The sequence below is a fragment of the Novosphingobium rhizosphaerae genome (genome assembly GCF_050920675.1).
Lineage (GTDB): Bacteria > Pseudomonadota > Alphaproteobacteria > Sphingomonadales > Sphingomonadaceae > Novosphingobium > Novosphingobium rhizosphaerae.
Genome location: NZ_CP137861.1, coordinates 1996205 through 2008329, shown reverse-complemented (window position 1 = coordinate 2008329; position 12125 = coordinate 1996205). Strand labels below are relative to the sequence as shown.

Annotated in this window: 14 protein-coding genes; 6 read left to right on the top strand and 8 right to left on the bottom strand. The window is 66.0% G+C overall.

Annotated features, from left to right (window positions below; all coding sequences use genetic code 11):
- Positions 1-17: 17 nt before the first annotated feature.
- From hisA to hisB, 5 genes are all read right to left on the bottom strand, one after another.
- On the bottom strand, positions 18-743 hold the full coding sequence (hisA, locus tag R9J51_RS09185) for a 1-(5-phosphoribosyl)-5-[(5-phosphoribosylamino)methylideneamino]imidazole-4-carboxamide isomerase (protein WP_179504278.1): 726 nt from the start codon (positions 741-743) through the stop codon (positions 18-20).
- A 151-nt stretch (positions 744-894) separates the two neighbouring features.
- Positions 895-2055 (bottom strand): glycosidase, encoded by a 1161-nt coding sequence (locus R9J51_RS09180; protein ID WP_179504277.1) that lies wholly within the window; start codon positions 2053-2055, stop codon positions 895-897.
- Positions 2052-2831, bottom strand: coding sequence for an SDR family oxidoreductase (locus R9J51_RS09175; protein ID WP_168554253.1), 780 nt, complete (start codon positions 2829-2831; stop codon positions 2052-2054). Before R9J51_RS09175 ends, R9J51_RS09180 begins: the two co-directional genes overlap by 4 nt.
- A gap of 75 nt (positions 2832-2906) precedes the next feature.
- Positions 2907-3536: an imidazole glycerol phosphate synthase subunit HisH gene (gene hisH, locus R9J51_RS09170; protein WP_179504276.1), complete on the bottom strand. Its 630-nt coding sequence runs from the start codon at positions 3534-3536 to the stop codon at positions 2907-2909.
- Positions 3529-4122 (bottom strand): imidazoleglycerol-phosphate dehydratase HisB, encoded by a 594-nt coding sequence (gene hisB / locus R9J51_RS09165; RefSeq protein ID WP_168554251.1) that lies wholly within the window; start codon positions 4120-4122, stop codon positions 3529-3531. The genes hisH and hisB overlap by 8 nt, the downstream gene beginning before the upstream one ends.
- A gap of 83 nt (positions 4123-4205) precedes the next feature.
- On the opposite strand from hisB, the gene R9J51_RS09160 reads away from it, so the two are divergent.
- The 6 genes from R9J51_RS09160 (at position 4206) to R9J51_RS09135 (ending at position 9437) form a co-directional block, all read left to right on the top strand.
- Positions 4206-4715 (top strand): ClpXP protease specificity-enhancing factor SspB, encoded by a 510-nt coding sequence (locus R9J51_RS09160; RefSeq protein ID WP_179504275.1) that lies wholly within the window; start codon positions 4206-4208, stop codon positions 4713-4715.
- An 80-nt stretch (positions 4716-4795) separates the two neighbouring features.
- Complete coding sequence (locus R9J51_RS09155) at positions 4796-5227, top strand: hypothetical protein (RefSeq protein ID WP_168554250.1); 432 nt, start codon at positions 4796-4798, stop codon at positions 5225-5227.
- Positions 5228-5299: 72 nt separating this feature from the next.
- The gene (gene gmk / locus R9J51_RS09150; RefSeq protein WP_168554249.1) at positions 5300-5971 is read left to right on the top strand and encodes a guanylate kinase; all 672 of its coding nucleotides are present in this window, start codon (positions 5300-5302) and stop codon (positions 5969-5971) included.
- 4 nt (positions 5972-5975) lie between these two features.
- Positions 5976-6869 (top strand): metallophosphoesterase, encoded by an 894-nt coding sequence (locus R9J51_RS09145; RefSeq protein ID WP_179504274.1) that lies wholly within the window; start codon positions 5976-5978, stop codon positions 6867-6869.
- Positions 6870-6885: 16 nt separating this feature from the next.
- The gene (locus R9J51_RS09140; protein ID WP_179504273.1) at positions 6886-7977 is read left to right on the top strand and encodes a Zn-dependent alcohol dehydrogenase; all 1092 of its coding nucleotides are present in this window, start codon (positions 6886-6888) and stop codon (positions 7975-7977) included.
- Positions 7978-8057: 80 nt separating this feature from the next.
- On the top strand, positions 8058-9437 hold the full coding sequence (locus R9J51_RS09135) for an alginate export family protein (protein WP_218843457.1): 1380 nt from the start codon (positions 8058-8060) through the stop codon (positions 9435-9437).
- Between the two features lie 6 nt (positions 9438-9443).
- On the opposite strand, the gene R9J51_RS09130 is transcribed toward R9J51_RS09135, so the two are convergent.
- The 3 genes from R9J51_RS09130 to R9J51_RS09120 all read right to left on the bottom strand — a co-directional run bounded on the left by R9J51_RS09130 (position 9444) and on the right by R9J51_RS09120 (position 12033).
- Positions 9444-11114, bottom strand: coding sequence for a S10 family serine carboxypeptidase-like protein (locus R9J51_RS09130; protein WP_179504272.1), 1671 nt, complete (start codon positions 11112-11114; stop codon positions 9444-9446).
- Between the two features lie 137 nt (positions 11115-11251).
- Positions 11252-11539: a hypothetical protein gene (locus R9J51_RS09125; protein ID WP_168553768.1), complete on the bottom strand. Its 288-nt coding sequence runs from the start codon at positions 11537-11539 to the stop codon at positions 11252-11254.
- 194 nt (positions 11540-11733) lie between these two features.
- Positions 11734-12033, bottom strand: a complete 300-nt coding sequence (locus tag R9J51_RS09120) for a GIY-YIG nuclease family protein (protein WP_179504271.1) — start codon at positions 12031-12033, stop codon at positions 11734-11736.
- Between the last annotated feature and the right edge of the window lie 92 nt (positions 12034-12125).

Genomic DNA, 12125 nt, shown 5'->3' with positions numbered 1-12125 from the left:
TCAGCGTTCGGGCCTTTTCAGCCCTCGGCGATCTGGATTGCAGCGGCCAAGTCGAGCCGCCCATCGTAAAGCGCGCGGCCGGTGATCACGCCTTCGATGCCATCGGCTTCATGCACCTTGAGCATGGCGATGTCATCAATGCCCTTCACCCCGCCGCTGGCGATCACCGGCAGGCGCATGGCGCGCGCTAGGTCGACCGTCGCCTCGATGTTGCAGCCCTTGAGCAGCCCGTCGCGGCCCACGTCGGTAAACAGGAGCGAGGCAACGCCCGCATCCTCGAACCGGCGGGCCATCTCCACGATCGACACGTCGGACACATCGGCCCAGCCGGCCGTGGCCACCATGCCATCGCGCGCGTCGACCGCCACGACGATACCGCCGGGATAGGCCTTGGCCATGTCCTTCACGAACTGCGGATCTTTCAGCGCGGCGGTGCCGATCACCACGCGCGAGACGCCCAGATCGAACCAGCCATCCACCGCCACGGGATTGCGGATGCCGCCACCCAGTTGGACATGGCCGGGGAACGCCTTGAGAATGCCTTCCACCGCGCCACGGTTGCGCGCTTCGCCGGCAAAGGCGCCGTCGAGATCGACGACATGCAGGTATTGCGAGCCGGCCTGGGCAAACAGCGTGGCCTGGTGGGCGGGATCGTCACCATAGACGGTGGCACGATCCATATCGCCTTCAGCAAGGCGGACGACCTGACCTCCCTTGAGGTCGATGGCGGGAAACACGATCATGCCCGCGCGCCTAGCATCGCGCGCGGGCATGTCCAATGGGTTTTGCGCGCGTTGCGCGTGACGCCCTTCGACAAGCTCAGGGCGAACGGGGGTCGGTTTGAACCCGTGGAAATCCCGTCCAGGCTGAGCCTGTCCAAGCCCCTCCGCCCGCTTAGCCGAACGCATCCTTGGGCACGTGGGTCACGCGGCAGGCCAGGTCTGCCTCGCCCGAGGCGACAATGAAGCGATCACCCTGGTCGATCACGCCGGTGGTGAACACCACGTCGCGCAAGTAGAGCAAGTCTTCGAGGGGGTGCGTCAGTTCGGCGTCGGGTTCAAGCAGGGGCCCGTCTCCCTGCGCCAGGATCCGGGTGGGATCGGCTTCGTCGAGCAGCGTCCAGAACGTGCGATAGATCCCCACGATCTCCTTGGGCTCCACCCCGTGCCACAGCGAAAGCCAGCCGCGCTGGCCGGCCACCTCGGTCAGGATGGGTGGCGCGCCGCCGCCCATGCGTGCGCTGGCCGGGCGATCGGTGCGGGGGCGGATATGGGGCGAAAGGTGCGGCTTCCAATGGCGGCCATCGGGCGACGTGGCCAGATTGATCGACGGGCCCGCACGCCATGGGCTGCCGGGCGGATAGGCAAACCACAAGTCACCCAAGGGCCGCGTCTGCGCCCAGTATTGCCCATCGATCAGGCCTTCGAAGATCAGCATGTCCTTGTTCTGGTGATCGAGCACCAGGCCTTCGAACGTCCAGTCCAGCCCATTGTCAGAGGAATAGAGCGTGGTGGAATGGCGTTCGGGGCTGACCGAGCAGGTAGTCATCAGGTACTGCCCGTCTGCCACGCGCGAAATGCGTGCATCTTCCAGGCCATAGCACTGCCATGGCCCTTCGGGCGCGATCGCCTTGTCGTAATGCACCGCCACGATGTCCATCGCATCGGGCGTCATTTCCACCGGCAGCAACCAAGACAGCGAGGTGAGCGCCATGACTTTCCAGCCACCGCCCGGCACCACGAACTTGCGCGGATCGCGCGTGTCGGCCAGTTCCAGCGGCCAGGCATCGAGCACGTAACGCCCAAAGGCCTGCCCGCCAACGGTGCGCCCGTCGCCATCCCAGCGGATCGCGTGGACCTTGCCGTCGCGCACCGGTTCGCGCAGCGCCTCGGCCACGCGCACCATCAGCAGCACATTGCCATTGGGCAGCACGGTCATGCCTGGGTTGAACGCGCCCAGAACATAAGTTTCCGCATCGAAATGCCCGGCCAGCGGCGAGCGCGAAAGGTCGATCACGTGGGGCGTGATGACGAGACGATCGTGGGGAAATTTCATTCTTCGTTGACCCTGGGAACGATGACCAGCTGCTGCACCACGGTGCGGCTGGGCTGGGTGAGGAAATAATGGATGCCAACGGCGATATCCTCGGCGCGCAGCATCTTTTCAGCGGCGATCATGTCGCGCTGCTTGTCGGCGGGAATGTCGGGATACTGGAAATCGGTGCCGACAAGGCCCGGCTCCACCAACCCGACGCGCACGCCCTTGCCGCCCATTTCGCGGCGCAGCGCCTCGGAAAAACCGGCAATCCCGGCCTTCATCCCGGCATAGACGGTGGAATGCCCACCCAGCACATGCGCGCTCATCGAACCAACCAGCACGATATCGCCCCCCTTGCCCGAAAGCGCGGCGGCGGCGCGCCAGGCCGAAACGAGATAGGCGGTGAAATCGGCAGCGATCGCATAGCGCAGGCCGGCCTCGTCCATCTCGGTCAAGCCGGACGCAGGGACGGCCGCGTTGATCACGGCCACGTCGAGCCCGCCCATGGCCTGCTCGGCCGCACCGAAAAAGCGATCGACCGCCCCTTCGTGTGCCAGGTCGAGCGCAAGCCCATCAATCGTGCCGCCCGCCTCGCGCACGGCCACCAGGCAATCGTTCAGGTGTTCGGGATCGCGGCCGCAGGTGAAAATCTGCGCACCTTCGCCCGCCAGGAGCAGTGCTGTCGCCCGGCCGATGCCAGTGGTGCCGCCGGTAATGGCGATGCGCCGCCCGGCAAGGGGCGTTTGCGCGGTGTGCCCCGGCTTGGCCGCCGTTGCGGCATAACCTGTTGCCATGATTTGTCCTTTCCTGCGGGTATCAGGAAAGGGAAAGCGCGGGGGCAGCGGGTGGTTCCGCGGCCTGCCCTTTCTTCAGGGCTTCCAGTCGAGGAAGCGCGAGAGCAGCCGCAGGCCATAGCCCTGGCTCTTTTCAGGGTGGAACTGCACGCCCAGGATGTTGTCGCGCGCAACGGCCGCCACCAGCCCGCCGCCATGGTCGGTCATCGCCGCCACGTCGGCGCCGTTGTCGGCGGCAAAGTGGTAGGAATGCAGGAAATAGGCCTCGCCCCCTTCGATCAGGGCGGCGCCATCGCCATGGAGCGTGGGCGAAACATCGTTCCAGCCCATGTGCGGCACCTTGATCGCCGGGTCGGTGCGTTCGATCAGGCGCACTTCGCCCGCGATCCAGTCCAGCCCCTCGGTCACGCCATATTCCACCCCGCGCGAGGCAAGCAGTTGCATGCCCACGCAAATGCCCAGGAACGGCACGGCATCGACCAGCACGCGCTCTTCCAGCGCATCGATCATGCCTGTCACGCCACGCAGCGCGCCGGCACAAGCGCGATAGGCGCCCACGCCGGGCAACACGATGCGATCGGCGCGGCGCACCACATCGGGATCGGCGGTGAGCGTGACATGCTCGGCGCCCGCCACTTTCAGGGCATTGGCCACCGAGCGCAGGTTGCCCGCGCCGTAGTCGATCAGGGCCAGCACCTCAGCCACCGAGAATGCCCTTGGTCGAGGGCACGGCATCGGCCTTGCGCGGATCGATCGTGATCGCCTGCGCCAGGGCACGGGCAAAGGCCTTGTAGATGCCTTCGATGATGTGGTGGTTGTTGGTGCCATAGAGGCATTCGATGTGCAGCGTGATTCCGGCGGCCTGGGCCAGCGAGTGGAACCAGTGCTCGAACATCTCGGTGTCCATCGTGCCCAGGCGCGGCTGGGAAAAGCGCGCCTTCCACACCAGGATCGGGCGGCCGGAAATATCCAGCGCCACGCGGGCCAGCGCCTCGTCCATCGGGGCGTAGGTGGAACCGTAGCGGGTGATGCCCTTCTTGTCGCCCAGCGCCTGGGCGATCGCCTGGCCCAGCGCGATGGCGCTGTCTTCCACGGTATGGTGCTCGTCCACGTGGAGGTCACCCTTCACGTGCAAGGTGATGTCGATCAGCCCGTGGCGCGAAAGCTGCTCGATCATGTGATCGAGGAAGCCGATCCCGGTGTTCACGTCATAGAGCCCGGAGCCATCCAGGTTGACGCTGACCTTGATATCGGTTTCGGCGGTGGTGCGGGTGATCGATCCGGTGCGCATGGGCCATGCCTATACGCGCCAAGGGGCGAGAATCAATCTCTCCCTCTTGACCCGCGCCCGTGCCAGCGCCAGTTGTGCTGGATATGAGCGAAACGCCCGACAGCCTGATCCCCTATGACGAAATCGTGCAGGAGGCCCTGCGCGCCGTGGTAGGCCGTGTCCTGGGCCAGGTGGAGGCATCCGGCGGGATGCTGCCCGGCCAACACCACTTCTACATCACTTTCCGCACCGGGGCGCCGGGGGTTTCGATTCCCAACCGGCTCAAGGAACGCTTCCCCGACGAGATGACCATCGTGCTCCAGAACAAGTTCTGGGACCTGAAGGTTGAGGAAGAAGGCTTTTCGGTGGGGCTCAACTTCAACCAGGTGCCCTCCACCCTGATCATCCCGTTCCGCGCGATCACCGCCTTCGTCGATCCGGCGGTGGACTTTGGCCTGCAGTTCCAGGCGGCCGACGATCTGGACGACGAAACGCACGAAGACGCGGAAAACGATTCTTCGGTCATCGACGGGGAAACTTCCGACAAGCCCGCCGTTGAACGCAGCGATGACGGATCGAACGTTGTCACGGTCGATTTCGGCCGCAAGAAGTAACTGCCTGCCGCAAGCCCCGATCCGGCCATCAGCCCGGTCTTCGTTTGCCGCAGGCCATCAAGCCAACGGGGCATCCGCAGATGGTTTCCAAGACCGGGCAAGACACCAAGGATGGCAGCACCAACGCCGCCGAAACGCCGGCTGAGGCACAGGCCGCGCCGGCCAAGGCCGAACCGCCCGCCACCAGCCCGCTGACCACGCTTATCCTTACCGACATTGCGCTGAGCGCGGGAAGCGCACTTTTGGCGCGCGGCGTTGCGGGCCGGGGCCTGGCTGGCCGCGTGCTGGGCCGGGCCCTGCCGGTGCGCAGCCCCGGCGGCCTGATCAAGGCGCCTTCGCTGGCGGGCAGCCTGGTCGGAACGGCGATTGCCCGCGTTGCCACCCGCTCGGTTCCGGGCGCGATCGTGGTGGGCGGCGGCCTGGTCGCCAAGGCGCTTTATGACCGGCGCAAGGCCCGGCGCGCGCGCAAGGCCGCCAAGGCGGCCGCTGGACCACCCCCCGTCACCCGCTGATCCGCCGAAAATCTTCGCAATCGCAACATGCCCCGGCTTGACCGGCGGGGCGGCCATGGTCCATCTGCGACCATGGCCGAAAGCGCAACCCACCCAACCCAGCCCGTTCATTCCGCCGATGCCCTGCATCGCCGCGGGCTTATGCTGATCCTGTCGTCGCCCTCTGGCGCTGGCAAGACCACGATCGCCAAGCGGCTGCTGGCCCACGATTCGCAGATCGAAGCATCGGTTTCGGCCACCACCCGGCCGATCCGGCCGGGCGAAGTGGATGGCAAGGACTATCACTTCGTCGACCGCGCCACGTTCGACCGCATGGTGGAAGCCAGTGAATTCTATGAATGGGCCGAAGTGTTCGGCCATTGCTATGGCACGCCCAAGGCCCACATCCGCGCGCGATTGAAAGAGGGCTTCGACACCCTGTTCGATATCGACTGGCAGGGCACGCAGCAGTTGTACCAAAAGGCCGAAGCCGATGTGGTGCGCGTGTTCATCCTGCCGCCCAGCATCGAGGAACTGCGCCGCCGCCTGACCGGGCGCGGCACCGACAGCGCCGAAGTGATCGCCGCGCGCATGGCCCGCGCCCAGGCCGAAATCAGCCACTGGGACGGCTATGACTATGTCGTGGTGAACGACGACGTGGATGCCTGCTATGCCCAGATCAGCCAGATCCTGGCGGCCGAGCGCCTGAAGCGCGCGCGCCAGACCGGGCTGATCGGCTTTGTCCGCGAACTGACCCGGCACTAAATCCATGGCGCTGGGCACGCCCCTGCCCGCTCCCTGGCGGATCGTGGTCCAGGCGGGGTCGCTTGGGCTGGCCCATGGCTTTTGCATCGTGCTGGGCTTTGCCCTGGCGGTGCTGGCCTGGGGCCTGTGGGTGCCGACGTGGGATCCGCAAGTGCGCGAAACCACGATCACGTTCGATGATCCGGCGCTGCGCGGCCGATCGCTCAACGTCGCGCTGGTGTCCGATATCCACGTGGGCAATCACGGCATGACTGCTGCCCGGCTGGACCGGGTGGTGGACCAGATCATGGCGCGGCGGCCCGATGCCATCCTGCTGGCCGGCGATTTCGTGAACGGCGAATATCCCGGCGATCCGGCCATGCGCGTCGATCTGCTGGCTGCCCCGCTCGCGCGACTGCATGCCCCGCTCGGGGTGTTTGCAGTGCTGGGCAACCACGATCGCATCACCGACCCTGCTGCCGTGCAGGCCGCGCTGACCCGCGCCGGGGTGACAGTGCTGGTGGACCAACTGGCTGCGCTGGGCCCGATCACGTTGATCGGGGTGGACGATGCCCTGCCCAAGCGCGCGCGGCTGCCGATCCTGATGGCCCAGGCCCATGCCACGGGCCGCCCGCTGGTGGTGATGGAGCATGCGCCCAGCCTGCTGCGCCTGCTGGCGCCCGATGTGCCGGTGATCCTGGCCGGGCACACCCATTGCGGGCAGGTGCGTCTGCCCGGCTGGACCGGCGGCCGCAATCCCATCACCGGCACCACCTATTACAACCCACGCTTCCGCTGCGGACTGGTCCGCTGGCGCAATCGCATCGTGCTGGTCAGCGGCGGCGTGGGATCGGGGTCGTTCCCGCTGCGCATCGGCACGCGGCCGGATTTCTGGATGATCCGCTTTACCGGGCGATGATGAGAGGGCACCTGCAATGAAAGCCGCCGTGATCGTGGAACAGGGCCAGCCGCTGGCGATAGAGGACCTGGTGATCGACCAGCCGGGCCCGCACGAAGTGCTGATCCGCACGGTCGCCTGCGGCTTGTGCCATTCCGACCTGCATTTCATCGACGGCGCCTATCCCCACGCCCTGCCCGCCGTGCCAGGTCACGAGGCGGCGGGTATCGTGGAAGCGGTGGGCAGCCATGTGCAGCGGCTGAAAAAGGGCGATGCGGTGGTCACGTGCCTTTCTGCCTTTTGCGGAACCTGCGAATTCTGCGTTTCGGGCCGCATGGCGCTGTGCCTGGGCAGCGGCACGCGGCGTTCGCGCAAGGAGCCGCCGCGCCTGGCCCGCGCCGATGGCACGCCGGTGCAGCAGATGCTCAACCTTTCGGCGCTGGCCGAAATGATGCTGGTGCACGAGAACGCCTGCGTGGCGATCAGGCCCGACATGCCGCTCGACCGGGCGGCCCTGCTGGGCTGCGCGGTAACGACCGGGGCGGGCACGGTGTTCAATGCCTGCAAGCTGACGCCGGGCGAAAGCGTGGCGGTGATCGGGTGCGGCGGCGTGGGCCTGGCGGCGGTGAATGCCGCGCGCATTGCCGGGGCGGGCCGCATCATTGCGGCCGATCCTTCGCCGGAAAAGCGGGCGCTGGCCACGCAGATGGGCGCCACCGACACGATCGATCCCACTATCGATGGCGCGGCCGGCACGATCGTGGAACTGACCCGCGGCGGAGTGGACCACGCGATCGAGGCGGTGGGCCGCCTGGACTCCGGCGCGCTGGCGGTGAACGTGTTACGCCGCGGCGGCACGGCCACGATCCTGGGCATGATGCCGCTCGATCACCAGGTTGGCCTTTCGGCAATGGACCTGCTTTCGGGCAAGAAACTGCAGGGCGCGCTGATGGGGATGAACCGCTTTCCGGTAGACCTGCCGCGTCTGGTCGATTTCTACATGAACGGCCTGCTGCAACTCGACACGATGCTGACCATGCGGATCGGGCTTTCCCAAGTGAACGAAGGCTTTGCCGCAATGCGCCAGGGCGATGGCGCGCGGGCGGTGGTGCTGTTCGATGGGCCGTAATTCCGCTTAACCCCGCTTTCACGCAGGATTGGCGGCGCGCGGCCTATCCCTGCGGCATGCATGTGCCACAGGGGAAACCGATGCCTGCCATTCGCCGTCATGCCTGCGCACTACTGCCGGCGCTGGCGCTTGCCGTGCCCGCCGCCCATGGCGCCGAAGCCCAGGCGAAAAATGGGCCCAAGGATGGCCTGGCTATCTCGGGCCAGGTGCGCGTGCGCTATGAAGTGATCGACGGCCAGGCGCGGCCCAATGCCAACCTGACCGACCAGATCATCAACACCCGTGCCACGCTCAAGGCGGTGTGGACCAAGGGCCCCTGGCAAGTGGTGGGCGAAGTGTGGGACGCGCGCGTGTTCAACGAAAACCCCGGCACGCCGATCACCACGGGCGAAGTCAACGCGTTCGAACTCGTGCAGGGCTATGTCGGGCTCGACCTTCCCAATGCGCTGGGCAAGGGCAGCAAGCTGAATGTGAAGCTGGGACGCGAAACGCTCAACATCGGATCGCGCCGGCTGATCGCCGCCGACGATTATCGCAACACCATCAACAGCTATACCGGCCTGCACGCCGAAGCGTCCTGGCCCAGCGGCTGGCGCGCGTCGCTGGTCTATACCCTGCCCGACCAGCGCCTGCCGCTCGACCGGCGTGGCATGGAATCGCAGCATTTCGCCTGGGACCACGAAGGCTTCGACCTGCAATTGTGGGGCGGTTTCGTGGGCAAGGTGATTTCACCCAAGGGCGCGCCGGTCACGCTGGTGGAAGCGGGCCTCTTGCACCTGGGCGAGCGCGATCGCCCGGATACACCCACGCGCGACCGTTCGCTCAACACCGCAAGCCTGCGCCTGGCGGCAGACCCCGCGCCGTCCCACCTCGATTACGAGTTGGAAGGCAATTACCAGTGGGGCGAGGAAGCCACCGTCACCGCCGCCAATGCCCCGCTGCTCCCGGTCAGCGCGGCCAACCTGCACGTCCGCCTGGGCTATACCTTTGCCGATCACGCCAAGACCCACCTCACCGCAGAGCTGGACTATGCCACCGGCGATACACCGGGCGGCACGATCACCCGGTACGATCCGCTCTATGCCACGCGGCGCAACGATTTTTCGCCAGGCGGGCTCTATAACGTGCCCTATCGCGCCAATATCGTGGCGCCGGGGCTGCGGCTGGAAGGCACCCCGTCCAAGCGGTTCGACTATCTGCTGACCTGGCACCCGATGTGGCTGGCCAATGCGCGCGACGCGTTCGGCAGTTCGGGCGTCAAGAATGCGGCCGGCACCAGCGGCAACTTTGCCGGCCACCAGTTCGACACGCGCCTGCGCTATTGGGCCGTACCCAAGCGGCTGCGCCTGGAATTCGACGGCGTATACTTGGCCAAAGGTGGCTTCATGCAGACCGCGCCCAATGCACAACCGGGGCAATCCACCACCTATGGCTCGTTCAACGTGACCGCGTTCTATTGACCGCGATCAGTGCTTGCCGCTGTTGCGGGCGATGAAAGCGGCCGTCGCATCGTGGAAGCCCTTGAGCGAGGCTTCGTTGGCATAGACCATGTGGCCCGAAGGATAATAGGCATAGCTGATGTTGGCCTGCAGCGACGGCGCCATCGGCAGGTGACGCGCCTCGAACAACCCTTCGAAATAGGGCGTGGCAAGATCGTAATAGCCGCCGGCCAGCAACACCTTGAGCCCCGGGTTCTGCTTCATCGCATTGGCCAGATCGGGCATCACGTTGAGCGGCCCGCTTTCCGACCGGCTGCCGTCGGGCAGGCGATGGGTCATGTCCCATTCCTCGTTGCCGGCAAAGGGCTTGTAGGTTTGCTGCGTCGTGTAATGCAGGCTGTCGCGCGCATAGGCGTTGAAGGCCGAGATATAGGCCGAGCTGATTGCCGCGCTCTGCGGGTCATAGCCGGCTTCCTTGGCGGTGGGATCGAGCGTCGGGCCCGAAAAGCGCGTGTCGAGCCGGCCGGTCGTGAGCCCCTGCTCTTCCTGCATATGCTGCATCACCTGCCCCACATTGAGGCGCAGGTTTGAGCGCAGCCAGTAATCCGCCGAAATGCCGGTGTAGCCGGCCAGGCGCTTGGCCATGTCCTGGCGCTGGGCATCGGGCAGCGTGCTGCCCTGCATCAGGGCCATGGCATAGTCGGTGGTGGCAAAGTGTTCCACTTCGCGCAGGAACGGTTCGAGTTCGGCCGGGCGCGTGCCGGCCAGGCGGTTGTGATACCACGCCGTGGCGGCCACCGTCGGCAGGCTGACGACATAGGCGTTGTCCACGCCGGGGTTGTTCTGCGGCCCATCGGCCGAAAGATCGAAGTTCAGGATCGCCGAAAGCAGCACGACGCCGTTGAAATCGACCGAATCGTCCGATTGCAGCGCGTTGACCAGGGCCGAGGCACGCGGCGTGCCATAGCTTTCGCCCAGCAGGAACTTGGGCGAATTCCAGCGGCCATGGTCCGACAGGAACGCCTTGATGAATTCGCGGAAGGCATGGACGTCCTGGTCCACGCCCCAGAACGCCTTTTCCTTGTCCTTGCCGGCAATGCGCGACCAGCCCGCGCCCGGCGCATCGATGAACACCAGGTCCGACGCGTCGAGCAGGCTATAGGCGTTGTCCACCAGGTTATAAGGCGCGGGCGGCGTGTGGCTGTCGTTGGCCGTGATCACCCGGCGCGGGCCGAACGCGCCCATGTGCAGCCAAACCGTGGCCGAACCCGGCCCGCCGTTGAACAGGAACGTGATCGGCCGATCGGCCGAAGGCGCGCCCTTCTTGAAATAGGCGGTGTAGAACATCGAGGCTTCGGCCGGGGCGTCCTTGGCCTCGTCCTTGCCCTTGCCGGCCGCGGCCTTTTCGCGCCAATCGGCATCGTCCCAATCGCCTTGGTGCACCACCACGGTGCCGGCTTCGGCGGTATAGTCGATCCGCTGGCCGCCCACCGTCACCGTGCCGGCCGACTGCACCTTGCGCGGCTGGAAGAAGCGCGTGGTGGTGGCGGTATCGGGATCGGGCACGCCGTCGGGATCATCGCTCCGGGCTGCGTCTGCCTTGGCATCGGCCTTCACCTCGGCCTTGGCCAGGGCCAGCGTGGGTTGCAAGGCAAGCAGCGAAACGGCGGTGGCAGCGAGCGACAGAGTGCGGCGCAAGGGGCAATTCCTTTTCAGGCGAAACCAGATTGGCGCGCATCGAACCCGCGCGGATGGCGGTGTCAAGCAATCGTTCCCACGCCGTTCGACGAACGACAAACCGCAGCCGACGAATGTTGCCGCTTGGTTGCGGGCCGTCAGGGTTTGCCGATCTGGGCGTTGGTGAGATTCGCGGTAAACGCGGGGGAAATGCGCCGCTCCATCGCACGGCAGGCATCGGCATGGGCGATAAGGGCCTTGCTCGCCCGCTCCAGCACACGCGGCTGCAATGGTTCGGCGCCCGACAGCAGCGCAGCCATGCCCAGCTCGCTCTCACCGATCGCCTGCCCGGCCGCCTTGATCCCGCCCAGCAGATCGACCGCACGGGCAAACAGCGCGCGCTGGGCAAGCGGGTCCATGGGCTTTTGGGCGTTGGGCTGGCTCATGCCCCGCGTTGTGCGCGATGGGGCGGCCGGGGGGAAGTGGCGGTGTGGGGTTGTGCCCGGAAAAGTCGCTGGCGCAGCGTTTTCATCAGGAAGCGGGACCCCGGATCAAATCCGGGGTGACGAGAAATCTTCGGTCTTTTCTCTACCAACGTCACCCCGGGCTTGACCCGGGGTCCCGCTGTTTTGGAAGCTTGTCACACCAGCAGCGGAAACAGGTCCTCCCAATCAGGATTGGCCTTTTCCACCAACGCAAACTTCCATTCCCGACGCCAGCGCTTCAACCGCTTTTCGTGCGCAATGCACGCGTCGATCGGCTCGCCTCGCTCCGCCCAGACCAAGCGATGCAAGCCATGGCGTGCGCAGAAATCAGAGCCGGCGCCACCGCGATGCTGCATGACCCGGCGGGCGAGATCCGCTGTCACGCCAATGTACAGAGTGCCGCGATAGCGGTCTGCCATCATGTAGACCCAACCGCCGTAGATTTCGCGATCCATGGTGCATCGTCGCGCGGATACGCGAGGGTCGTCAACGCGAGTTGCGGCCGATTCAGAAGAAAAGCGGGACCCCGGATCAAGTCCGGGGTGAC

Excerpts from the sequence above, each read along its gene's own strand:
- hisA (WP_179504278.1), bottom strand. The coding sequence starts at position 743 with ATGATCGTGTTTCCCGCCATCGACCTCAAGGGAGGTCAGGTCGTCCGC.
- R9J51_RS09180 (WP_179504277.1), bottom strand. The coding sequence starts at position 2,055 with ATGAAATTTCCCCACGATCGTCTCGTCATCACGCCCCACGTGATCGAC.
- R9J51_RS09175 (WP_168554253.1), bottom strand. The coding sequence starts at position 2,831 with ATGGCAACAGGTTATGCCGCAACGGCGGCCAAGCCGGGGCACACCGCG.
- hisB (WP_168554251.1), bottom strand. The coding sequence starts at position 4,122 with ATGCGCACCGGATCGATCACCCGCACCACCGCCGAAACCGATATCAAG.
- R9J51_RS09160 (WP_179504275.1), top strand. The coding sequence starts at position 4,206 with ATGAGCGAAACGCCCGACAGCCTGATCCCCTATGACGAAATCGTGCAG.
- R9J51_RS09155 (WP_168554250.1), top strand. The coding sequence starts at position 4,796 with ATGGTTTCCAAGACCGGGCAAGACACCAAGGATGGCAGCACCAACGCC.
- gmk (WP_168554249.1), top strand. The coding sequence starts at position 5,300 with ATGGCCGAAAGCGCAACCCACCCAACCCAGCCCGTTCATTCCGCCGAT.
- R9J51_RS09145 (WP_179504274.1), top strand. The coding sequence starts at position 5,976 with ATGGCGCTGGGCACGCCCCTGCCCGCTCCCTGGCGGATCGTGGTCCAG.
- R9J51_RS09140 (WP_179504273.1), top strand. The coding sequence starts at position 6,886 with ATGAAAGCCGCCGTGATCGTGGAACAGGGCCAGCCGCTGGCGATAGAG.
- R9J51_RS09135 (WP_218843457.1), top strand. The coding sequence starts at position 8,058 with ATGCCTGCCATTCGCCGTCATGCCTGCGCACTACTGCCGGCGCTGGCG.
- R9J51_RS09125 (WP_168553768.1), bottom strand. The coding sequence starts at position 11,539 with ATGAGCCAGCCCAACGCCCAAAAGCCCATGGACCCGCTTGCCCAGCGC.
- R9J51_RS09120 (WP_179504271.1), bottom strand. The coding sequence starts at position 12,033 with ATGGATCGCGAAATCTACGGCGGTTGGGTCTACATGATGGCAGACCGC.